This window comes from Pseudomonas sp. NPDC087814 (genome assembly GCF_044742865.1).
GTDB lineage: Bacteria > Pseudomonadota > Gammaproteobacteria > Pseudomonadales > Pseudomonadaceae > Aquipseudomonas.
Genome location: NZ_JBIUVK010000025.1, coordinates 65,106 through 86,203, shown reverse-complemented (window position 1 = coordinate 86,203; position 21,098 = coordinate 65,106). Strand labels below are relative to the sequence as shown.

17 protein-coding genes and 1 pseudogene are annotated in these 21,098 nt (G+C 62.0%); 14 read left to right on the top strand and 4 right to left on the bottom strand.

The annotated features are described in order from the left end of the window. Positions 1 to 98: 98 nt before the first annotated feature. Positions 99 to 203, bottom strand: a pseudogene (locus tag ACIOMR_RS18905) (30S ribosomal protein S2); the annotation flags it as partial. A gap of 385 nt (positions 204 to 588) precedes the next feature. On the opposite strand from ACIOMR_RS18905, the gene map reads away from it, so the two are divergent. The 3 genes from map to dapC all read left to right on the top strand — a co-directional run bounded on the left by map (position 589) and on the right by dapC (position 5,381). Continuing rightward, positions 589 to 1,371, top strand: a complete 783-nt coding sequence (gene map / locus ACIOMR_RS18900) for a type I methionyl aminopeptidase (protein ID WP_003219332.1) — start codon at positions 589 to 591, stop codon at positions 1,369 to 1,371. A 61-nt stretch (positions 1,372 to 1,432) separates the two neighbouring features. Continuing rightward, entirely contained in the window at positions 1,433 to 4,135 is a 2,703-nt protein-coding gene (locus tag ACIOMR_RS18895; protein ID WP_003219334.1) for a [protein-PII] uridylyltransferase, read from the top strand. Positions 4,136 to 4,181: 46 nt separating this feature from the next. Then, positions 4,182 to 5,381, top strand: coding sequence for a succinyldiaminopimelate transaminase (dapC, locus tag ACIOMR_RS18890; protein ID WP_087694928.1), 1,200 nt, complete (start codon positions 4,182 to 4,184; stop codon positions 5,379 to 5,381). A 120-nt stretch (positions 5,382 to 5,501) separates the two neighbouring features. On the opposite strand, the gene ACIOMR_RS18885 is transcribed toward dapC, so the two are convergent. Then, the gene (locus ACIOMR_RS18885; RefSeq protein ID WP_003219338.1) at positions 5,502 to 7,145 is read right to left on the bottom strand and encodes a Na+/H+ antiporter; all 1,644 of its coding nucleotides are present in this window, start codon (positions 7,143 to 7,145) and stop codon (positions 5,502 to 5,504) included. Positions 7,146 to 7,358: 213 nt separating this feature from the next. Here ACIOMR_RS18885 and ACIOMR_RS18880 point away from each other — a divergent pair, with 213 nt between their 5' ends. The 4 genes from ACIOMR_RS18880 to ACIOMR_RS18865 all read left to right on the top strand — a co-directional run bounded on the left by ACIOMR_RS18880 (position 7,359) and on the right by ACIOMR_RS18865 (position 10,474). Further along, on the top strand, positions 7,359 to 7,721 hold the full coding sequence (locus ACIOMR_RS18880) for an ArsC family reductase (RefSeq protein WP_003219341.1): 363 nt from the start codon (positions 7,359 to 7,361) through the stop codon (positions 7,719 to 7,721). Between the two features lie 33 nt (positions 7,722 to 7,754). Further along, positions 7,755 to 8,789, top strand: coding sequence for a 2,3,4,5-tetrahydropyridine-2,6-dicarboxylate N-succinyltransferase (dapD, locus tag ACIOMR_RS18875; RefSeq protein ID WP_003219342.1), 1,035 nt, complete (start codon positions 7,755 to 7,757; stop codon positions 8,787 to 8,789). A 69-nt stretch (positions 8,790 to 8,858) separates the two neighbouring features. Beyond that, positions 8,859 to 10,064, top strand: coding sequence for an aminotransferase class V-fold PLP-dependent enzyme (locus tag ACIOMR_RS18870; protein ID WP_008432246.1), 1,206 nt, complete (start codon positions 8,859 to 8,861; stop codon positions 10,062 to 10,064). Beyond that, the gene (locus ACIOMR_RS18865; RefSeq protein ID WP_087694929.1) at positions 10,061 to 10,474 is read left to right on the top strand and encodes a SufE family protein; all 414 of its coding nucleotides are present in this window, start codon (positions 10,061 to 10,063) and stop codon (positions 10,472 to 10,474) included. Before ACIOMR_RS18870 ends, ACIOMR_RS18865 begins: the two co-directional genes overlap by 4 nt. 102 nt (positions 10,475 to 10,576) lie before the next feature. Here ACIOMR_RS18865 and tcdA read toward each other — a convergent pair whose 3' ends face one another. Further along, a complete protein-coding gene (gene tcdA / locus ACIOMR_RS18860; RefSeq protein ID WP_167665521.1) occupies positions 10,577 to 11,401 on the bottom strand; it encodes a tRNA cyclic N6-threonylcarbamoyladenosine(37) synthase TcdA in 825 nt (274 codons plus the stop codon). A gap of 219 nt (positions 11,402 to 11,620) precedes the next feature. Between tcdA and ACIOMR_RS18855 the strand changes: the two genes are divergently transcribed. The 4 genes from ACIOMR_RS18855 (at position 11,621) to ACIOMR_RS18840 (ending at position 16,865) form a co-directional block, all read left to right on the top strand. Continuing rightward, on the top strand, positions 11,621 to 14,212 hold the full coding sequence (locus ACIOMR_RS18855; protein WP_003219347.1) for a glycosyltransferase: 2,592 nt from the start codon (positions 11,621 to 11,623) through the stop codon (positions 14,210 to 14,212). 237 nt (positions 14,213 to 14,449) lie between these two features. Beyond that, positions 14,450 to 15,601 (top strand): succinyl-diaminopimelate desuccinylase, encoded by a 1,152-nt coding sequence (gene dapE, locus ACIOMR_RS18850; RefSeq protein WP_008430488.1) that lies wholly within the window; start codon positions 14,450 to 14,452, stop codon positions 15,599 to 15,601. Next, positions 15,601 to 16,410, top strand: a complete 810-nt coding sequence (locus ACIOMR_RS18845; protein ID WP_008430489.1) for a putative RNA methyltransferase — start codon at positions 15,601 to 15,603, stop codon at positions 16,408 to 16,410. The genes dapE and ACIOMR_RS18845 overlap by 1 nt, the downstream gene beginning before the upstream one ends. Positions 16,411 to 16,487: 77 nt before the next feature. Continuing rightward, positions 16,488 to 16,865 (top strand): hypothetical protein, encoded by a 378-nt coding sequence (locus ACIOMR_RS18840; RefSeq protein WP_008430491.1) that lies wholly within the window; start codon positions 16,488 to 16,490, stop codon positions 16,863 to 16,865. 122 nt (positions 16,866 to 16,987) lie between these two features. On the opposite strand, the gene ACIOMR_RS18835 is transcribed toward ACIOMR_RS18840, so the two are convergent. Then, complete coding sequence (locus ACIOMR_RS18835) at positions 16,988 to 17,197, bottom strand: cold-shock protein (protein WP_003219353.1); 210 nt, start codon at positions 17,195 to 17,197, stop codon at positions 16,988 to 16,990. Positions 17,198 to 17,393: 196 nt separating this feature from the next. Here ACIOMR_RS18835 and plsB point away from each other — a divergent pair, with 196 nt between their 5' ends. The 3 genes from plsB to ACIOMR_RS18820 are packed head-to-tail and all read left to right on the top strand — an operon-like array spanning position 17,394 to position 21,069. Beyond that, the gene (gene plsB / locus ACIOMR_RS18830) at positions 17,394 to 19,898 is read left to right on the top strand and encodes a glycerol-3-phosphate 1-O-acyltransferase PlsB (RefSeq protein WP_102368222.1); all 2,505 of its coding nucleotides are present in this window, start codon (positions 17,394 to 17,396) and stop codon (positions 19,896 to 19,898) included. Between the two features lie 51 nt (positions 19,899 to 19,949). Further along, positions 19,950 to 20,351: a YbaY family lipoprotein gene (locus tag ACIOMR_RS18825; protein WP_003219355.1), complete on the top strand. Its 402-nt coding sequence runs from the start codon at positions 19,950 to 19,952 to the stop codon at positions 20,349 to 20,351. Between the two features lie 28 nt (positions 20,352 to 20,379). Then, positions 20,380 to 21,069 (top strand): DUF4197 domain-containing protein, encoded by a 690-nt coding sequence (locus ACIOMR_RS18820; RefSeq protein ID WP_003219356.1) that lies wholly within the window; start codon positions 20,380 to 20,382, stop codon positions 21,067 to 21,069. Positions 21,070 to 21,098 lie beyond the last annotated feature (29 nt).

Below are 21,098 nucleotides of genomic sequence, written 5' to 3'. Positions count from 1 at the left end.
CCACACACCCCCACGCCCCGCCCCACCCCCACACCCACACCCAGACCTTCCTCGCACACGGGCAGGGTTATCTCAAGGACGATGCTGTGGATCTTCTAACGCCCGCCGACAATGTATATCCCCCTTTTCGGGTTCCAGTAACGGGTCTGGTGACCGAAGTGCACACCGGCCTTCAGCATATCGCGCATGTTGACTTGGGACATGATAGTTCCTTAATAAGTCGGGTTTGGCCTCCACGTATCCCAATGACCAACCAGCGGCATTCGCCTCCGGCACCCAGGTCATCGTGTCGACACGTGTGTGGATTTAAGCTTTGCGGGGTATCCCCGGAAAGCGGCGCATTTTATACCACAGAGCTTGCAAAAACGAAACCCGCAATCACATTTGCCGTCAGTCGCTTTTGCCTAAGCCTTTGAATAGAGCCAGAATGCCCCCATCCCTATAGACAGAAGCGATCGCCAGACGCTCATGGTTTCACCCTTGCGTCTGCTAGAATCGCGTTTTTTGGGCTTGTGCGAATTCTGCAACCTTTTGTCGCACACCCGTAAACCGTATTGATTTCAGCGCGTCGCGCTAGAGAGAGCCTGTATGACCGTCACCCTCAAAACCGCCGAAGATATCGCTGGCATGCGTGTTGCCGGCAAACTGGCTGCCGACGTCCTGGAAATGATTGCCGAACACGTCAAGCCCGGCGTCACCACCGAAGCGCTGGACCGCATTTGCCACGACTATATCGTCGACGTGCAAAAGGCCATCCCTGCGCCGCTGAACTACAAGGGTTTCCCCAAGTCGATCTGCACCTCGATCAACCACGTGGTGTGCCACGGGATTCCCGGCGACAAGCCGCTGAAGGACGGCGACACCCTGAACATCGACGTCACCGTCATCAAGGACGGCTACCACGGCGACACCAGCCGCATGTTCCACGTCGGCACCGTGCCGGTCTGGGCCGAGCGCCTGTCGCAAGTCACCCAGGAATGCATGTACAAGGCCATCGAGATCGTCAAGCCTGGCTGCCGCCTGGGCGACATCGGTGAAATCATCCAGAAGCACGCTGAAAAGAACGGTTTCTCGGTGGTGCGCGAGTTCTGCGGCCACGGCATCGGCAAGGTGTTCCACGAAGAGCCACAGATCCTGCACTACGGCCGCGCCGGCACCGGCATGGAGCTCAAGGCAGGCATGACCTTCACCATCGAGCCGATGATCAACCAGGGCAAGGCCGACACCAAGGTGCTGGGCGACGGCTGGACCGCCATCACCAAGGACCGCAAGCTCTCGGCGCAGTGGGAACACACCCTGCTGGTGACCGACACCGGCTACGAGATCTTCACCCTGCGTGCCGACGACACGATTCCCCGCGTTTCGGCGTAATGTTTGCACCGGTTTTCTAATAGCGACGCTGTGACCCATAGATAGAAAGGAAAACCGATCGATGCCCCAGGTGGATCCCGAACTCTTCGACCGTGGCCAGTTCCAGGCGGAACTGGCACTGAAGGCCAGCCCCATCGCCGCCTTCAAGAAGGCCATTCGTCAGGCCCGCGAGGTGCTCGACGGGCGCTTTCGTACCGGCCGCGATATCCGCCGGCTGATCGAGGACCGCGCCTGGTTCGTCGACAACATCCTGCAAAAGGCCTGGGAACAGTTCAGCTGGAGTGAAGACGCCGATATCGCCCTGGTGGCGGTCGGCGGCTACGGCCGTGGCGAACTGCACCCCTACTCCGACATCGACCTGCTGATCTTGCTGGACAGCGCCGATCACGAGATCTTTCGCGACTCCATCGAGCGTTTTCTGACGCTGTTGTGGGACATCGGCCTGGAAGTCGGCCAAAGCGTACGCTCGGTGGACGAGTGTGCCCAGGAAGCCCGCGCCGACCTGACGGTGATCACCAACCTGATGGAAAGCCGCACCATCGCCGGCCCCGAGCGCCTGCGCCAGCGCATGCTGGAAGTCACCAGCACCGCGCACATGTGGCCGAGCAAGGACTTCTTCCTGGCCAAGCGTGCCGAGCAGAAAGCCCGGCACCACAAGTACAACGACACCGAATACAACCTGGAACCCAACGTCAAAGGCTCCCCGGGCGGGCTGCGGGACATCCAGACGATTTTGTGGGTCGCCCGTCGCCAGTACGGCACCCTGAACCTGCGCGCCCTGGCCGGGGAAGGCTTCCTGGTGGAGAGCGAAAACGCCCTGCTGGCCTCCTCCCAGGAATTCCTCTGGAAAGTGCGCTACGCGCTGCACATGCTGGCCGGGCGCTCCGAAGACCGCCTGCTGTTCGACCACCAGCGCTCCATCGCCACCCTGCTGGGGTTTGAAGGCGAAGACGCGAAGACCAGCATCGAAAGTTTCATGCAGCAGTACTACCGCGTGGTGATGAGCATTGCCCAGCTCAGCGACCTGATCATCCAGCACTTCGAAGAAGTGATCCTGGCCCCGGAAGACGAAGCACCGCCGCAGCCGATCAACGCGCGCTTCCAGCTCCACGATGGCTATATCGAGGCACGCAACGACAACGTGTTCAAACGCACGCCGTTCGCCATGCTGGAAATCTTCGTGTTGATGGCCCAGCAGCCGGAAATCAAGGGCGTACGCGCCGACACCATTCGCCTGCTGCGGGAAAACCGTCACCTGATCGACGACGATTTCCGCCACGACATCCGCAATACCAGCCTGTTTATCGAGCTGTTCAAGTGCAAGATCGGCATCCACCGCAACCTGCGGCGCATGAACCGCTACGGGATCCTGGGGCGCTACCTGCCGGAGTTCGGTTTTATCGTCGGGCAGATGCAGCACGACCTGTTCCACATCTACACGGTGGACGCCCACACCCTGAACCTGATCAAGCACCTGCGTAAGTTGCAGTACACCCAGGTGTCAGAGAAATTCCCGCTGGCCAGCAAGCTCATGGCGCGTCTGCCCAAGCCGGAATTGATCTACCTCGCCGGCCTGTACCACGACATCGGCAAGGGCCGGCATGGTGATCATTCGGAAATTGGCGCAGTGGACGCCGAAGCGTTCTGCCAGCGTCACCAGTTGCCGCTGTGGGACAGCCGCCTGATTGTGTGGCTGGTGCAGAACCACCTGGTGATGTCCACCACCGCCCAGCGCAAGGACTTGTCCGACCCGCAGGTGATCCACGATTTTGCCCAGGCCGTCGGCGATGAAACCCGCCTCGACTACCTGTACGTGCTCACCGTGTCCGACATCAACGCCACCAACCCGACGCTGTGGAACTCCTGGCGCGCCAGCCTGTTGCGCCAGCTCTACACCGAGACCAAGCGCGCGCTGCGTCGCGGCCTGGAGAACCCGGTGGACCGCGAAGAACAGATCCGCCGCACCCAAAGCGCGGCCCTGGATATTCTGGTGCGTGGCGGCAATGACCCGGACGACGTCGAGCAACTCTGGTCGCAACTGGGAGACGACTACTTCCTGCGCCACACCGCCGGCGACGTGGCCTGGCACAGCGACGCGATCCTGCAGCAGCCGGCCGATGGCGGCCCGCTGGTGCTGATCAAGGAAACCACCCAGCGCGAGTTCGAGGGTGGCACCCAGATCTTCATCTACGCGCCCGACCAGCACGACTTCTTCGCCGTGACCGTGGCGGCGATGGACCAGCTCAACCTGAACATTCACGACGCCCGGGTCATCACCTCCAGCAGCCAGTTCACCCTCGACACCTACATCGTGCTCGACACAGAAGGCGAGTCCATCGGCGACAACCCGGAGCGGGTGAAAAAGATCCGCAAAGGCCTGACCGACGCGCTGCGCAATCCTGACGACTACCCGACCATCATCCAGCGTCGGGTGCCGCGCCAGCTCAAGCACTTTGCGTTTGCCCCCGAGGTGACCATCCACAACGACGCCCAGCGCCCGGTGACGGTGCTGGAACTCAGCGCGCCGGACCGCCCGGGCCTGCTGGCACGGATCGGCACGATATTCCTGGAGTTCGACCTGTCGTTGCAGAACGCCAAGATTGCGACCCTGGGCGAGCGGGTGGAAGACGTGTTCTTCATTACCGATGCCGACAACCAGCCGCTTTCCGACCCTGAACTGTGCCGACGCTTGCAGGAAGCCATCGTCCAGCAGTTGAGCGTCAATCAGGAGACCGGCGTCGAGATGTCACGCTTGAGCATCTGACCGACCGCCCATTTTCAGCTTCCAATGAATTGAACGAGATTTATCGATGAACAACGCCCTGAACCAGCTGCAGCCCTACCCGTTCGAGAAATTGCGCGTCCTGCTGGGCAGCGTCACGCCGAACCCGGACAAACGCCCCATCGCCCTGTCCATCGGTGAGCCGAAGCACAAATCCCCGCAGTTTGTCGCCGAGGCGCTGGCCAACAACCTGGACCAGATGGCGGTGTACCCGACCACCCTGGGCATTCCCGCCCTGCGCGAAGCCATTGGCGCCTGGTGTGAACGCCGTTTCAGCGTGCCCAAGGGCTGGCTTGACCCGGCGCGCAACATCCTGCCGGTGAACGGCACCCGTGAAGCGCTGTTCGCCTTCACCCAGACCGTAGTCAACCGCGGCGACGACGCGCTGGTGGTCAGCCCGAACCCGTTCTACCAGATCTACGAAGGGGCTGCGTTCCTCGCCGGGGCCAAGCCGCATTACCTGCCGTGCCTGGATGAAAACGGCTTCAACCCGGATTTCGACGCCGTATCGCCGGACATCTGGAAACGCTGCCAGATCCTGTTCCTCTGCTCGCCAGGCAACCCGACCGGTGCACTGATTCCCGTCGACACCCTGAAAAAGCTGATCGCCCTGGCCGACGAATACGACTTCGTGATCGCCGCCGACGAGTGCTACAGCGAGCTGTACTTCGACGAACAAACCCCGCCGCCAGGCCTGCTCAGCGCCTGCGTGGAACTGGGCCGCCAGGACTTCAAGCGTTGCGTGGTGTTCCACAGCCTGTCCAAGCGCTCCAACCTGCCGGGCCTGCGTTCGGGCTTTGTGGCCGGCGACGCCGATATCCTCAAGGGCTTCCTGCTGTACCGCACCTACCACGGTTGCGCGATGCCGGTGCAAACCCAACTGGCGAGCATTGCTGCCTGGCAGGACGAAGCCCACGTGCAGGCCAACCGTGACCTGTACCGGGAGAAGTTCGATGCGGTGCTGGCGATCCTGAAGCCGGTGCTGGACGTGCAAAACCCGGACGGCGGCTTCTACCTGTGGCCGAATGTGAAGGGCGACGATGCGGCGTTCTGCCGGGACTTGTTCGTGGAAGAACACGTGACCGTGGTACCGGGCTCGTACCTGTCGCGGGAAGTGGACGGGGTCAACCCGGGCGCCGGGCGTGTACGCCTGGCACTGGTTGCGCCGCTGGCAGAGTGTGTGGAAGCGGCGACGCGGATTCGCGACTTTATTACCCGCAATAAATAACCGCGCTGAATGTGGCGAGGGAGCTTGCTCCCGCTGGAGTGCGCAGCGCTCCCGCTTTTTTGGGGCCGCTACGCAGCCCAGCGGGAGCAAGCTCCCTCGCCACAAGCAAGCACCGCGGTGTTATTTGATATGACCCAGATTCGCCTCGCTCATATCCAGATCCGCCAACACCTCCCGTAGCACATCATCACCAATCTGGTGGTGACGGCTCAGGCTATACAGTTCCAGACGCTGCGCCCGCAGGGCCTTGAGCCGCAACTTGCGCTCCAGTTGATCCATCTGCAACGCCAGCGCCTGGGCTTCGGCCGAATCGTTGAACACTTCCAGTTGATGACGATACTCCGACATCAACCGCGCCTTGAGCTCGGTGGCCAAGGCTGCCTGGGCGGCATCCTGGGGTGCAGCTTCAGCGGGTTCTTCGGCTTCCAGGGCATGGATAGCCGCCACGGCGGTCTTCTTCCAGGCCTCGCGCACTTCATTGTGGCGTTTCTCATCCGGGCTCTTCTCGATGCCGCGCAACAGCAGCGGCAAAGCGATGCAGGCCGCGACGAGCGAAAGCAGGATCACACCGGCGGCGATGAAGATCAGCAGGTCGCGCTCGGGAAAATCCTGCCCCGGCGCAAGCAGTAACGGTACCGACATCACACCCGCCAGGGTCACGGCACCGCGTACGCCACCGACGGTCAGCAACCAGCAGGACCGCGCGGTGGGCACCAGCGTCAGCTCACTTTTCCCACGAATCCGGCGCAATAAACCCGACAGTCGCCAGATGCTTTGCACCCAGATAAACCGCAACACCACCAGCACCAGGAAAATCGCGATCACGTCCAGGCAGCGATACAACAAGGTCGGCCACAGCGTCGGCTCATGGCTGACCACCGCCTTGATGATGTCCGGCAATTGCAGGCCCAGCAGCAGGAAGATCAAGCCGTTGAACGCAAATTCCAGCAGCGACCACACACTGCGATTGAGCAGCCGGGTGCTGGTCTGGCGCGGCAGCAGGTCGAGCCAACTTTGCATCATGCCCGCTGCCACCGCCGACAGGATGCCCGAGGCGCCAAGGCGTTCCGCCAGCACGTAGGCGGCGAATGGCAGCAACAACATGAACACCACGTGCGTCGCCGGGTCGTCCCAGCCCCGGGCGATCATCCAGGCACGCAGGCGGCCCACCAGCCAGCTCAACGCCACACCGACCGCCAGGCCACCCACGGCCACCAGCACAAAGGTGAGGCTCGCATCCGCCAGCGAGAACACGCCGGTCAGTGCCGCCGCTAGGGCGAACTTGAAGGTCACCAGGCCCGAGGCATCATTCATCAACGCCTCGCCCTGGAGCATGTGCATCAGTGGCGTCGGCAAGCGGTTCTGGGAAATGGCCGACACCGCCACGGCATCCGTCGGCGACAACACGGCCGCCAGGGCGAAGGCCACCGGCAGGGGAATACTCGGCAACAACCAGTGAATGAAGTAACCGGCCCCCACCACCGTAAACAGCACCAACCCCACCGCCAGCGTCAGGATCGGCCCGCGCAGGCGCCACAATTCACGCTTGGGCATGCGCCAGCCATCAGAGAACAGCAGCGGCGGCAGAAACAGGAAAAGAAACAACTCAGGGTCCAGGGCGACATGCAGCCCCAGGGTCGGCCAGGCCAGCAACGCACCGGCGGCGATCTGCACGAGTGGTAACGGCAGTGGGATCACACGCCCGACAAGGCGCGAAACGCTGACCAGCATCAGCAGGATAAGTACGGTGTAGGCGGTTTGCATAACGCGGGATTCCCAGACAATCAACTTGCAACAACACACATCAGGCAACAACTCGCCGTTGAAGTGCCATATTAGCCGCCTATGCTGCGCGATGGCCTTTGCACAAAAGTCGCACACGAGCAAAACGTAAGTGTGACGAGCGGCGCCGAAAGCCGCTGGCCATGGCATAATCCGTGACCTTTAATCTGCGTGAGCCCAAAGGGGGGCAATTCCTTGACCGCTTCAAGCAAAACGTTGCACCTTTTCGGCATCAAAGCCTGCGACACCATGAAAAAGGCGCGCACCTGGCTCGATGAGCACGCTATCCAGTATGAGTTTCATGACTACAAGACGGCCGGTATCGACCGCGAACACTTGACCCAATGGTGCAATGAGCACGGTTGGCAGGTGGTTTTGAACCGTGCGGGCACCACCTTTCGCAAACTCGAAGACGAACGCAAAGCCGATCTCGACCAAGCGAAAGCCATTGAATTGATGCTCGCGCAACCCTCGATGATCAAGCGCCCGGTGCTTGATCTCGGTGACAAAACCCTGATTGGCTTCAAGCCAGATAGCTATTCGGCGGCCCTCAAGTAGGCCAGCCCACTCCATTTCTGTAGAGGTAACAGCATGTCCAATTCCCTGTTCAGCCTGGGCTTCGGCGTCGGCACTCAGAACCGCCAAGGTGCTTGGCTGGAAGTGTTTTACGCACAACCGCTGCTCAATCCATCGGCTGAAATCATCGCGGCCATCGCGCCGATCCTCGGTTACACCGAAGGCAACCAGGCGATCACTTTCACCGTCACCCAGGCCCTGCAACTGGCTGACGCGCTCAAGGGCGTCGACGCTGCCCAAGCCGCCCTGTTGAGCCGCCTGGCTGAAAGCCACACGCCGCTGGTCGCCACCCTGCTGGCCGAAGACGCCGCACTGACCTCCACGCCTGAGGCCTACCTCAAGCTGCACCTGCTGTCCCATCGCCTGGTCAAGCCTCACGGCCTGAGCCTGGCCGGTGTGTTCCCGCAGTTGCCGAACGTGGCCTGGACCAGCCAGGGCGCAATCGACATCAATGAGCTGGCCGAGCGTCAACTGGAAGCGCGCCTGCGTGGCGACCTGCTGGAAGTGTTCTCGGTGGACAAGTTCCCGAAGATGACCGACTACGTGGTGCCGAGCGGCGTGCGTATCGCTGATGCCGCGCGGATCCGCCTGGGCGCCTACGTAGGCGAAGGCACCACCGTGATGCACGAAGGTTTCGTCAACTTCAACGCCGGTACCGAAGGCCCGGGCATGATCGAAGGCCGCGTGTCGGCTGGCGTGTTCGTCGGCAAGGGTTCGGACCTGGGCGGCGGTTGCTCCACCATGGGCACCCTGTCGGGTGGCGGCAACATCGTGATCAAGGTCGGCGAAGGCTGCCTGATCGGCGCCAACGCCGGTATCGGTATCCCGTTGGGCGACCGCAACACCGTGGAGTCGGGCCTGTACGTGACCGCCGGCACCAAGGTTGCGCTGCTGGACGAGCAGAACCAGCTGGTCAAGGTGGTCAAGGCCCGCGAGCTGGCCGGCCAACCGGACCTGCTGTTCCGCCGCAACTCCGAGACCGGTGCCGTGGAGTGCAAAACCCACAAATCGGCCATCGAACTGAACGCAGCGCTGCACGCTCACAACTAAGCAGCGACTCGATGCCACTAACGGCCCGCGCCTGACCGGTGCGGGCCGTTTATACGAGTCTTGATCACCATGCTTGTGCCCTCTCCCTGGCGCGCCGATTTTCCGGCCATCGCCACCCTGCAACGGCAAGACCAGACCTATCTGGACAACGCCGCCACCACGCAAAAACCTCAAGCCCTGCTGGACGCCATCAGCCATTACTACGCCAATGGCGCAGCCAATGTGCACCGTGCCCAGCATTTGCCGGGCGCCCACGCGACCCAGGCTTTCGAGGACAGTCGCAGCAAGGTGGCACAGTGGCTGAACGTCGGTGACGAGGGGCAAATCATCTTCACCCACGGCGCGACATCGGCGCTGAACCTCCTGGCTTATGGCCTTGAGCACCTATTCAACCCGGGCGACGAGATTGTCATCAGCGCCCTGGAGCACCACGCCAACCTGCTGCCGTGGCAGCAACTGGCCAAGCGTCGCGAGCTGGCGCTGGTGGTACTGCCGCTTGACGCTGGCGGCTTGATCGACCTGCAAGCCGCCGCCCAACTGATCGGCCCGCGCACCCGCCTGCTGGCGGTGAGCCAACTGTCCAACGTACTTGGCGCCTGGCAGCCGTTGCCGCAACTGCTGGCGCTGGCCAAGGCCCACGATGCACTGACGGTGGTCGATGGCGCCCAGGGCATCGTGCATGGTCGCCATGATATGCAGGCCCTGGGCTGCGACTTCTACGTGTTTTCCAGCCATAAACTCTATGGGCCGGACGGCGTCGGCGTGCTGTATGGCCGCACCGAAGCCCTGCATCACCTGCGCCACTGGCAGTTTGGGGGCGAGATGGTGCAGCAGGCTGATTATCAAAGCGCCAGTTTCCGCCCGGCGCCCCTCGGTTTCGAAGCCGGGACTCCGCCGATCGCCAGCGTGATCGGCCTGGGGGCAACCCTGGATTACCTGAGTTCCCTGGACCAGCAGGCGGTGACGGCTCACGAAGCCGCCCTGCACGACTACCTGTTGCGTGGCTTGCAAGCGCGCAATGGCGTGCGCTTGCTGGGGTCGCCGCACGTCGCCCTGGCCAGCTTCGTGGTGGAAGGCGTGCACAACGCCGACCTCGCCCACTTGCTGACCGAACAAGGGATTGCGGTGCGCGCCGGCCATCATTGTGCGATGCCGCTGCTCAAGCAGATGGGATTGTCGGGGGCGATTCGGGTGTCATTGGCGCTGTACAACGACTCCGATGACCTGGAGCGCTTTTTTGAAGCGCTGGATCAAGCCCTGGATATGTTGCGATGAGCTTGCCGACTGAGGCCGTTGTCGCGCTGGAAGCGTTCCAGGCGGTCGGCAGTTGGGAGCAACGAGCCCGCCTGCTGATGCAATGGGGCGAGCGGCTGCCCGCCTTGCCGGATGAAGACAAGGTCGACGCCAACCTGGTGCAGGGCTGTGAAAGCCTGGTGTGGCTGGTGGGGCGCTTGCAGGATGGGCATTGGCAGTTTGCCGCCAGCAGCGATGCACGGCTGATACGCGGGCTGGTGGCGTTGTTGCTGGCGCGGGTCAACGGTGTGTCTGCCGCCGAACTGCAAGCCGTCGACTTGCCCGGCTGGTTTGAGCAACTGGGCCTGTCGCGGCAGTTATCGCCGTCGCGCAGCAATGGGTTGAATGCGGTGCTGCAGCGCATGCGGGAGTTGAGCCTTATACAAAACTAAATGTGGGAGCGGGCTTGCTCGCGAAGGCGGTGTATCAGTCGACCTGTCTGGTGACTGACACTCCGCCTTCGCGAGCAAGCCCGCTCCCACATTTTGATCTTTTCAGGGTGCAGAGATCGGTGTTGCCTGAACTCTGTCAGCAGGCCGGCGCACGCCGGCCACTATCTTGTCCACCGCCTTGGTCGCGGCCACCATGCCGAAGGTCGCAGTCACCATCATCACCGCGCCAAACCCGCCGGCGCAGTCCAGCTTCACGCCATCCCCGACAAAACTCTTCTGCAAACAGATGCTGCCGTCCGGCTTCGGGTAACGCAGCTGTTCGGTGGAGAACACGCAGGGCACGCTGTAATGGCGGGTCACAGTGCGGGAGAAGCCATAATCGCGACGCAACGTGGAGCGCACCTTCGACGCCAGCGGGTCATTGAACGTACGGTTCAAGTCACACACCTGAATCAACGTCGGATCAATCTGCCCGCCCGCGCCGCCGGTGGTGATGATCTGGATCTTGCGCCGCTTGCACCAGGCAATCAGTGCGGCCTTGGCGTTCACACTGTCGATGCAGTCGATCACGCAATCGATATTGGGCGTGATGTACTCGGCCATCGTCTCGCGGGTCACGAAATCCGCCACCGCGTGCACGGTGCAATCCGGGTTGATGCCTTTCAGGCGCTCGGCCATGACCTCGACCTTGGCCTTGCCCACCGTGCTGTCCAGCGCATGCAACTGACGGTTGCTGTTGCTGACGCATACATCATCGAGGTCAAACAGCGAAATCTCGCCCACGCCGCAGCGAGCGATGGCTTCCGCCGCCCACGAACCCACCCCGCCCACGCCGACGATGGCCACATGGGCCGCCTTCAGGCGCTCCAGGCCTTCAATGCCATACAAGCGGGCGACGCCGGCAAACCGTGGATCTTCTGTACTCATGACCATTACCCCAAAAACCGGCGCGCATTATAGGGCTACACAGCGACAAGTTTTAAACTACAAGCTACAAGTAAGAGAACTTACGACGAGTTGCACTGCCCAATGTCCGGTTTTTCCCGGCTTGCTGTACGGTCGGTGAAAGGCCAGTGTAGGATGCGCGCCGTTCGGCGCAGGCCGACACCTCTTTTCGTTCCACACCCTTTGGAACCCGAAATAGCCATGTCATCGCGTAAATTTGGACTCAACCTGGTGGTGGTGCTGGCAATTGCCGCGCTGTTCACCGGCTTCTGGGCGCTGATCAACCGCCCGGTCAATGCCCCTAACTGGCCCGAGCAGATCTCCGGTTTTTCGTACTCGCCGTTCCAGCAAGGCCAGTACCCACAGAAAGACCAGTATCCGACCGACGATCAAATGCGTCAGGACCTTGCGATCATGAGCAAGCTGACGGACAACATCCGTACCTACTCGGTCGACGGCACCCTGGGGGATATCCCCAAGCTGGCGGAAGAATTCGGCCTGCGGGTGACCCTGGGGATCTGGATCAGTCCGGACCTCGAGCGCAACGAGCGCGAGATCCAGCGCGCCATCGAAATCGCCAACAGCTCCCGCAGCGTAGTGCGGGTAGTGGTGGGCAACGAGGCGCTGTTCCGCGAGGAAATCACTCCGGAAGCGCTGATCGTGCTGCTGGATCGGGTACGGGCCGCCGTCAAGGTGCCCGTAACCACCTCCGAGCAATGGCACATCTGGGAACACAACCCGCAACTGGCCAAGCACGTCGACCTGATCGCCGCGCACATCCTGCCGTACTGGGAACATATCCCGGTGGACAAGGCCGGCCAGTTCGTACTCGATCGCGCACGGGACCTGAAGAAGACCTTCCCGAAAAAGCCGCTGTTGCTGTCGGAGGTTGGCTGGCCGAGCAACGGCCGGATGCGTGGCGGTGCTGACGCCTCCCCCGCCGACCAGGCGATTTACCTGCGCACGCTGGTTAACACGCTGAACCGCCAGGGCTACAACTACTTCGTGATCGAAGCGTTTGACCAGCCATGGAAAGCCAGCGACGAAGGCTCTGTAGGCGCCTATTGGGGCGTGTTCAACGCCGCACGCCAGCAGAAATTCAACTTTGATGGCCCGGTGGTCGCGATTCCGCAATGGCGAGTGCTGGCGATCGGCTCGGTGGTGCTTGCGCTGCTGTCCCTGACCCTGCTGATGATCGACGGCTCGGCCCTGCGCCAGCGCGGCCGTACGTTCCTGACCTTTATCGCGTTCCTATGCGGGTCGGTATTGGTGTGGATCGGTTATGACTACAGCCAGCAATACAGCACCTGGTTCAGCTTGACGGTGGGCTTCCTGCTGGCACTCGGCGCCCTGGGCGTATTTATCGTGTTGCTGACCGAAGCCCATGAGCTGGCCGAAGCAGTCTGGACCCACAAACGCCGGCGTGAATTCCTGCCGGTTGAAGGGGATTCGGACTACCGCCCGAAAGTCTCGATCCACGTGCCGTGCTACAACGAGCCGCCGGAGATGGTCAAACAGACCCTCGACGCCCTGGCCGCCCTCGATTATCCGGACTACGAAGTCCTGATCATCGACAACAACACCAAGGACCCGGCCGTGTGGGAGCCGGTGCGCGACTACTGCGAAACCCTCGGCCCGCGCTTCAAGTTCTTCCACGTCTCGCCCCTGGCCGGTTTCAAGGGCGGCGCACTGAACTACCTGATCCCGCACACCGCCAAGGATGCCGAAGTGATCGCGGTGATCGACTCCGATTACTGCGTGTCGCCAAACTGGCTCAAGCACATGGTGCCGCACTTCGCCGATCCGAAAATCGCCGTGGTGCAGTCGCCACAGGATTATCGCGACCAGAACGAAAGCACCTTCAAGAAGCTCTGCTACGCGGAATACAAAGGCTTCTTCCATATCGGCATGGTCACCCGCAACGACCGTGACGCGATCATCCAGCACGGCACCATGACCATGACCCGTCGCTCGGTGCTGGAAGAGCTGGGCTGGGCCGACTGGTGCATCTGTGAGGATGCCGAGCTGGGCCTGCGGGTCTTCGAGAAGGGCCTGTCGGCGGCGTACTACCACGACAGCTACGGCAAGGGCCTGATGCCCGATACCTTTATCGACTTCAAGAAACAGCGTTTCCGCTGGGCCTACGGCGCGATCCAGATCATCAAGCGCCACACTGCGAGCCTCTTGCGCGGCAAGGACACCGAGCTGACCCGTGGCCAGCGCTACCACTTCCTCGCGGGATGGTTGCCGTGGGTGGCCGACGGCATGAACATCTTCTTCACCGTGGGCGCCTTGTTGTGGTCGGCGGCGATGATTATCGTGCCGACGCGGGTTGACCCGCCGCTGCTGATTTTCGCGATTCCGCCACTGGCGTTGTTCGTGTTCAAGGTCGGCAAGATCATCTTCCTCTACCGTCGTGCGGTGGGTGTGAACCTGAAAGATGCGTTCTGCGCGGCACTGGCCGGGCTGGCGTTGTCGCACACCATCGCCAAGGCGGTGCTGTACGGGTTCTTCACCACCAGCATTCCGTTCTTCCGTACACCGAAGAACGCCGATAACCACGGTTTCTGGGTGGCGATCTCCGAAGCCCGGGAAGAGATGTTCATCATGCTGCTGTTGTGGGGTGCGGCACTGGGGATTTACCTGGTGCAGGGCCTGCCGAGCAATGACATGCGCTTCTGGGTGGTGATGTTGCTGGTGCAGTCGCTGCCGTATGTGGCGGCGCTGATCATGGCGTTCCTGTCGTCGCTGCCGAAACCGGCACCGAAGCAAGAGCCTGTGGCCGCTGCTTAAAATCCTGCGCAATGCACTAAACGGCGGCCTCTGGCCGCCGTTTTGCTATAAGATAACGGCCATTTTGTGAGACTTGGCCCAGGCCATTGCTTTGTGTGGGAGCGGGCTTGCTCGCGAATGCGGAGTGTCAGTCAACAATGTATGAACTGACCCGGCGCATTCGCGAGCAAGCCCGCTCCCACACAAGCCCCCCTCCCACATAAGCCTTGCGCCCTGACATGCTTCTGGAGTTTTTACATGACGGCCCACGCCGACCTTTCGCCGACCCTCCAACTCGCTATCGACCTGATCCGCCGCCCGTCGGTGACGCCGGTCGACGCCGATTGCCAGAAGCTGATGATGCAGCGCCTGGGCGACGCCGGTTTTGCGCTTGAGCCGATGCGCATCGAGGATGTGGATAACTTCTGGGCCACCCACGGCAAACACGAAGGCCCGGTATTGTGCTTCGCCGGCCACACCGACGTGGTGCCGACCGGCCCGGTCAAGGCCTGGCAGAACGACCCGTTCGACGCGCTGATCGATGAAAACGGCATGCTCTGCGGCCGTGGCGCAGCCGACATGAAAGGCAGCCTGGCGGCGATGCTGGTCGCTTCCGAGCGATTTGTGACCGACTACCCGGACCACAAGGGTTCGGTCGCATTCCTGATCACCAGTGACGAAGAAGGCCCGGCGCACCACGGCACCAAGGCCGTGATCGAACGCCTGGCAGCCCGCAAGGAGCGCCTGGACTGGTGCATCGTCGGCGAACCGTCGAGCACCACCCTGGTGGGCGACGTGGTCAAGAACGGCCGTCGCGGCTCCCTCGGCGCCACCCTGACCGTGCGCGGCGTGCAAGGCCATGTGGCCTACCCGCACCTGGCGAAGAACCCGATCCACCTGGCCGCTCCGGCCCTGGCCGAACTGGCCGCCGAGCACTGGGACGATGGCAACACCTTCTTCCCGCCTACCAGCTTCCAGATTTCCAACCTCAACTCCGGCACCGGCGCCACCAACGTGATCCCGGGCGACCTGACGGCGGTGTTCAACTTCCGCTTCTCCACCGAGTCCACCGTCGAAGGCCTGCAGCAGCGGGTCGCGGCGATTCTCGACAAGCATGGCCTGGACTGGCATGTGGAGTGGGCGCTGTCGGGCCTGCCGTTCCTCACCGAACCGGGCGCGTTGCTCGATGCGGTCTCCGCCAGCATCAAGGCCGTCACCGGTCGCGAGACCCAGGCGTCCACCAGCGGCGGCACCTCCGATGGGCGCTTCATCGCGACCCTCGGCACTCAGGTGGTGGAGCTGGGCCCGGTCAACGCGACGATCCATCAGGTCAACGAGCGCATCCTCGCCAGCGACCTCGATGTGCTGACCGAAATCTACTACCAGACCCTGATCAAGTTGCTCGCCTGATGCTCGCTTGCCCCATTTGCAGCGCACCGCTCCATGAAGTGGACAACGGCGTAGCCTGCCCGGCCGGGCACCGTTTCGACCGGGCGCGCCAGGGTTACCTGAACCTGTTGCCGGTGCAGCACAAGAACAGCCGTGACCCAGGCGACAACCTGGCGATGGTGGAAGCGCGCCGCGACTTCCTCAACGCCGGGCATTACGCCCCGGTGGCCAGGCGCCTGGCCGAACTGGCCGCTGAACGCAAACCCCAGCGCTGGCTGGATATCGGCTGTGGCGAGGGTTACTACACCGCACAGATCGCCGACGCCCTGCTGCGCGCCGATGGTTATGCCCTGGATATTTCCAGGGAAGCGGTCAAGCGCGCCTGCAAGCGCAACCCCACGGTGACCTGGTTGATCGCCAGCATGGCCCGGGTGCCGTTGGCCGATGCCAGTTGCCAGTTCCTGGCCAGCGTGTTCAGCCCACTGGACTGGCTGGAGGCCAAGCGCCTGCTCAGCCCGGGTGGTGGTTTGATGAAAGTCGGCCCGACCCGCGGCCACCTGATGGAGCTGCGTGAGCGTTTGTACGACGAAGTGCGCGAGTACACCGACGACAAGCACCTGGCGCTGGTGCCGCAGGGCATGAGCCTGCAACACAGCGAAACCCTGGAGTTCAAGCTCAGCCTGGCCGATCCCAAGGATCGCGCCAACCTGCTGGCGATGACGCCCCACGGCTGGCGCGCCAGTGCCGAACGCCGGGCCCGGGTGATCGAAGCCGCCGAACCGCTGCTGGTCACTGTGTCGATGCGCTACGACTATTTCGTGCTTCAATAACCCATTATTTTTGTGGGCCTCGGGGCCCACACCGAATCCGCGAATGGATTTTCAAAATCCCGCAACGAGGAACATCCATGCGCCAACCTGATATCGAGATTTACCTCAAGGACGCCGACGTCGACCACAAGGCCATCGCCGCCTGGTTGGGCGCCGCCCTGGGCCCGTGCACCGACTGGGTCCAGCGCGGCCAGACCTACAAGTGCAAAGCCGGCAGCGTACCGGTCACCTGGCTGCCGAAAGCCGTAGGCAAATGGAACAGCCTGTACCTGGAAAGCGACCAGACCCCGTGGGAAGACGACATCGCCTGCGCCCGCGCAGCCTTTGCCGCGCTGAACGTCGAAGTGCGTTGCGCGCCGGGCAGCTGGGTAGAGGAAGAAGGTGAAGAAAGCGCGGATACCTGGATTCGTATCAGCGCAGACGGTGAAGAGCAGATCACCTGGAAAACAACCTGAGGGATCGTTCCCACGCTCTGCGTGGGAATGCAACCTGTGACGCTCCGCGTCACGATTAAAAGCAGACGCGGAGCGTCCAAAGAAGCATTCCCACGCAGAGCGTGGGAACGATCACGCCAAGGTTACAGGCCCACCACATCCTCAGCCTGCAAGCCCTTCTCTCCCGTCACCACGGCGTATTCCACCTGCTGGCCTTCGGCCAATGAACGATGCCCTTCACCGCGAATGGCGCGGTAGTGCACAAACACATCCTTGCCATCTTCCCGCTGGATAAAGCCATAGCCCTTGGCGTCGTTGAACCACTTCACATTGCCGGTTTCGCGCGTTGCCATCTGTTTTGCTCCCACATGCTTTTTATAAGTACGTTTATTGTTGAGTCGTCGCAGTTGAACTGCCGAGTATAAGACAGGCTCAAAAAGCTTCAACTCAAGATTACTTCGCCGCTTTTTTGCCGATTTTCGGCTAATACTGCACACTAGCGCCCCGAGCACCTGCCCGGTTTTTTTCCCCACTCAAAGCAGAAGCCGTATGACCCGCTCTCCCTTTCGCCGTCTGGTATTTGGCACCTTGCGCCGGCTGTTGTACCTCTGGGTTCGCTCAGAGACGATCAACCAGTCGTCCCTTACCTTGAACCTCGACCGCAGTCGTCCGGTGTTTTACGTCCTGCAATCTCCATCCCTCACCGAATTGGCGGTGGTTGATACCGAATGTACCAAGGCCGGCCTGCCGCGCCCGGTGCTGCCGGTGTCGGTCGGCCCGCTGATGGAGCCGGCGGCCTTCTTCTACCTGACGCCCGACCCTGACTGGCTGGGGCGCCAGGACAAGCGTGGCGCCCCACCCACCCTGACCCGCCTGGTGGATGTGCTCACCGAACACGCCGAAGAGAATGCACAGATCATTCCAGTCAGCGTGTTCTGGGGCCAGTCGCCCGACAGCGAGTCCAGCCCCTGGAAACTGCTGTTCGCCGACAGCTGGGCCGTCACCGGCCGCCTGCGCCGGCTGCTGAGCATCCTGATCCTGGGCCGCAAGACCCGGGTGCAATTCTCCGCGCCCATCAACCTGCGTGAGTTGATCGAGCACAATAAAGGCCACGAACGCACCGTGCGCATGGCCCAGCGCATCCTGCGGGTGCACTTTCGCAACCTGAAAACCGCAGTGATCGGCCCCGACCTGTCCCACCGGCGCAACCTGGTGAAGGGCCTGGTGAACATGCCACTGGTACGCCAGGCGATCCTCGACGAGGCCGAACGCGAGAAAATCACCCCCGAGAAAGCCAAGGCCCAGGCCCTGCGCTATGGCAACGAGATCGCCTCGGACTACACCTACACCGCCATCCGTTTCCTCGAAGTGGTGCTGAGCTGGTTCTGGAACAAGATCTACGACGGCATCAAGGTCAACAACATCGAAGGTGTGCAAAAGGTCGCCCAGGGCTACGAGGTGATCTATGTACCGTGCCATCGCAGCCATATCGACTACCTGCTGCTCTCCTATCTCCTGTTCAAGAATGGCTTGACCCCGCCGCACATCGCCGCCGGGATCAACCTGAACATGCCGGTGATCGGCAGCCTGTTGCGCCGTGGCGGGGCGTTTTTCATGCGCCGTACTTTCAAGGGCAACCCGCTGTACACCTCGGTGTTCAACGAATACCTGCACACCTTGTTCACCAAGGGTTTCCCGGTGGAATACTTCGTCGAAGGCGGACGCTCGCGCACCGGGCGCATGCTGCAACCGAAGACCGGGATGCTGGCGATCACCCTGCGCAGCTTCCTGCGTTCCTCGCGCATGCCCATCGTGTTCGTGCCGGTGTACATCGGCTATGAGCGGGTGCTGGAAGGCCGCACTTACCTGGGCGAACTGCGCGGTGCGAGCAAGAAGAAAGAGTCGATTTTCGATATTTTCAAAGTGGTCGGCGCCCTCAAGCAGCGCTTTGGCCAGGTCGCCGTGAACTTCGGCGAACCGATCAAGCTGGCTGAATTCCTCGACAGCGAGCAGCCCGACTGGCGCTCCCAGGAGCTGGGCCCGAACTACAAGCCGGCGTGGCTCAACGAAACCACCAACCGCCTCGGAGAACGGGTGGCGCAACACTTGAACGAAGCGGCGGCGATCAATCCGGTGAACCTGGTGGCCCTCGCGCTGCTGTCCACCACCCGCCTGGCCCTGGACGAACAGGCGATGGCGCGCCAGCTGGATCTGTACCTGGCACTGCTGCGCAAGGTGCCCTACTCGCCCCACACCACCCTGCCGGAAGGCGACGGCCTGGCGCTGATCAAGCACGTCAAGGACATGCACCTGCTGTCGGAACAGAGCGATGCACTGGGCAAGATCCTCTACCTGGACGAGCAGAACGCCGTCCTGATGACCTACTACCGCAACAATGTGCTGCACATTTTTGCCCTGCCGGCGCTGCTGGCGAGTTTCTTCCAGAGCAGCTCGCGGATGAGCCGCGAACAGATCCTGCGCTATACCCGTGCGCTCTACCCGTACCTGCAATCGGAGCTGTTTATCCGCTGGTCCCTGGACGAGCTGGACGCGGTGGTCGACCAGTGGCTCGAAGCCTTCGTCGAACAAGGCCTGCTGCGTTTTGAAAACGACGTGTACCTGCGCCCGGCGCCGAGCTCACGGCAGTTTGTGCTGTTGACCCTGCTGTCCAAGAGCATCGCCCAGACCCTGCAACGCTTCTACATGGCGATCTCGCTGCTGCTCAACAGCGGCCAGAACAGCATCAGCGCCGAAGAGCTGGAAGACCTGTGCACGGTCATGGCCCAGCGCCTGTCGATCCTGCACGGCCTGAATGCCCCGGAGTTCTTCGACAAGAGCCTTTTCCGACATTTTATCCAGACCCTGCTGGAGCAAGATGTGCTGCGTCGCGACGAGGCCGGCAAACTGAGCTATCACCCGCTGCTGGGTGAGCTGGCCGAAGGTGCAGCCAAACGCGTATTGCCCGCGGAGATTCGCCTGTCAATTCGCCAGGTCGCACTGCATCGCAGCGAAGAGGCGCCAGACCAGCCTGTGGTACCCGAAGAAACACACTAGAGTGACCGAGGCGCCAGGGTGTTTCTGGCGCCGTTGACAAGGAGCTGCACCATGAAAAAAATCATCCTCCTGGGCCTGACCGCCCTGCTGGGAGCCTGCCAGACCATGAGCCCCGCGCCCAAAGCCAGCCTCGATGGCGAAGTCTTCTACCTGCAACGCATCGCCCTGCCGCCCGCCGCCACCTTGAGTGTGACCCTGCAGGATGTGTCCTTGATGGACGCCCCGGCCGTGACCCTGGCCGAGCAGAAAGGCCCGGTGAAAGGCCAGGTGCCGCTGCCCTTTCACCTGAGCTACGACCCGACCCAGGTCAAGCCTGGCCACAGTTACTCGGTGAGCGCTCGCATCGAACTGGAGGGCAAGCTACTGTTTATCACCACCGAACGGCACTCCGTGCAGTTGAACGGCCAGGACCCACAACCGCTGCGCCTGCGCGTGGATGCGGTTGCACACTGATTAAAATATCGAACATAAGGAAGCGCCCATGCTCCGTAACTCCCTTCGCCTCACTGCCCTGTGCGCCGGCTTGCTGCTCGGTGCCAACGCCATGGCCTTGTCCCTCGGCAGCCTGTCCCAGGGCGACGCCACCGGCGGCCTCAAGGATGCACTGACCCAAGGCGCACAGATTGCCGTGAAACAACTGGGTGTGCCCGGTGGTTTCAGCAACAACCCCGAAGTGAAGATCGGCCTGCCGGGCAAGTTGGGCAAAGTCGCTGACAAGTTGAAAATGTTCGGCATGGGTGACCAGGTCACGCAACTTGAAACCAGCATGAACAAGGCGGCCGAGTCTGCTGTCACCCAGGCCCAGCCGATCCTGGTAAACGCGGTGAAAAACATGAGTGTGACCGATGCCAAGGGCATCCTCACCGGCGGCCAGGACTCGGCCACCCAGTACCTGAACAAAAGCAGCCGTGACGAGATCCGGGCCAAGTTCCTGCCGATCGTCAAGGCCGCTACCGACAAGGTCGGCGTGGCCCAGCAGTACAACGCGCTCGCCGGCAAGGCCGCCACCTTTGGCGCCATTGATGCCAAGAGCGCCAATGTCGAAAGCTACGTGACCGAACAGGCGCTGGACGGGCTGTTCAAGATGATCGCCCAGCAGGAAGAAACCATTCGCAAGAACCCGGCGGCGGCTGCCACCAGCTTGGCCAAGAAGGTGTTCGGCGCGCTGTAGACCATACCCGGCAACTAAAAACGCCCTGA

Bases quoted from the DNA above. Each gene is read 5' to 3' on its own strand.
- map (WP_003219332.1), top strand. From the start codon at position 589: ATGACCGTCACCCTCAAAACCGCCGAAGATATCGCTGGCATGCGTGTT.
- ACIOMR_RS18895 (WP_003219334.1), top strand. From the start codon at position 1,433: ATGCCCCAGGTGGATCCCGAACTCTTCGACCGTGGCCAGTTCCAGGCG.
- dapC (WP_087694928.1), top strand. From the start codon at position 4,182: ATGAACAACGCCCTGAACCAGCTGCAGCCCTACCCGTTCGAGAAATTG.
- ACIOMR_RS18885 (WP_003219338.1), bottom strand. From the start codon at position 7,145: ATGCAAACCGCCTACACCGTACTTATCCTGCTGATGCTGGTCAGCGTT.
- dapD (WP_003219342.1), top strand. From the start codon at position 7,755: ATGTCCAATTCCCTGTTCAGCCTGGGCTTCGGCGTCGGCACTCAGAAC.
- ACIOMR_RS18870 (WP_008432246.1), top strand. From the start codon at position 8,859: ATGCTTGTGCCCTCTCCCTGGCGCGCCGATTTTCCGGCCATCGCCACC.
- ACIOMR_RS18865 (WP_087694929.1), top strand. From the start codon at position 10,061: ATGAGCTTGCCGACTGAGGCCGTTGTCGCGCTGGAAGCGTTCCAGGCG.
- tcdA (WP_167665521.1), bottom strand. From the start codon at position 11,401: ATGAGTACAGAAGATCCACGGTTTGCCGGCGTCGCCCGCTTGTATGGC.
- ACIOMR_RS18855 (WP_003219347.1), top strand. From the start codon at position 11,621: ATGTCATCGCGTAAATTTGGACTCAACCTGGTGGTGGTGCTGGCAATT.
- dapE (WP_008430488.1), top strand. From the start codon at position 14,450: ATGACGGCCCACGCCGACCTTTCGCCGACCCTCCAACTCGCTATCGAC.
- ACIOMR_RS18845 (WP_008430489.1), top strand. From the start codon at position 15,601: ATGCTCGCTTGCCCCATTTGCAGCGCACCGCTCCATGAAGTGGACAAC.
- ACIOMR_RS18840 (WP_008430491.1), top strand. From the start codon at position 16,488: ATGCGCCAACCTGATATCGAGATTTACCTCAAGGACGCCGACGTCGAC.
- ACIOMR_RS18835 (WP_003219353.1), bottom strand. From the start codon at position 17,197: ATGGCAACGCGCGAAACCGGCAATGTGAAGTGGTTCAACGACGCCAAG.
- plsB (WP_102368222.1), top strand. From the start codon at position 17,394: ATGACCCGCTCTCCCTTTCGCCGTCTGGTATTTGGCACCTTGCGCCGG.
- ACIOMR_RS18825 (WP_003219355.1), top strand. From the start codon at position 19,950: ATGAAAAAAATCATCCTCCTGGGCCTGACCGCCCTGCTGGGAGCCTGC.
- ACIOMR_RS18820 (WP_003219356.1), top strand. From the start codon at position 20,380: ATGCTCCGTAACTCCCTTCGCCTCACTGCCCTGTGCGCCGGCTTGCTG.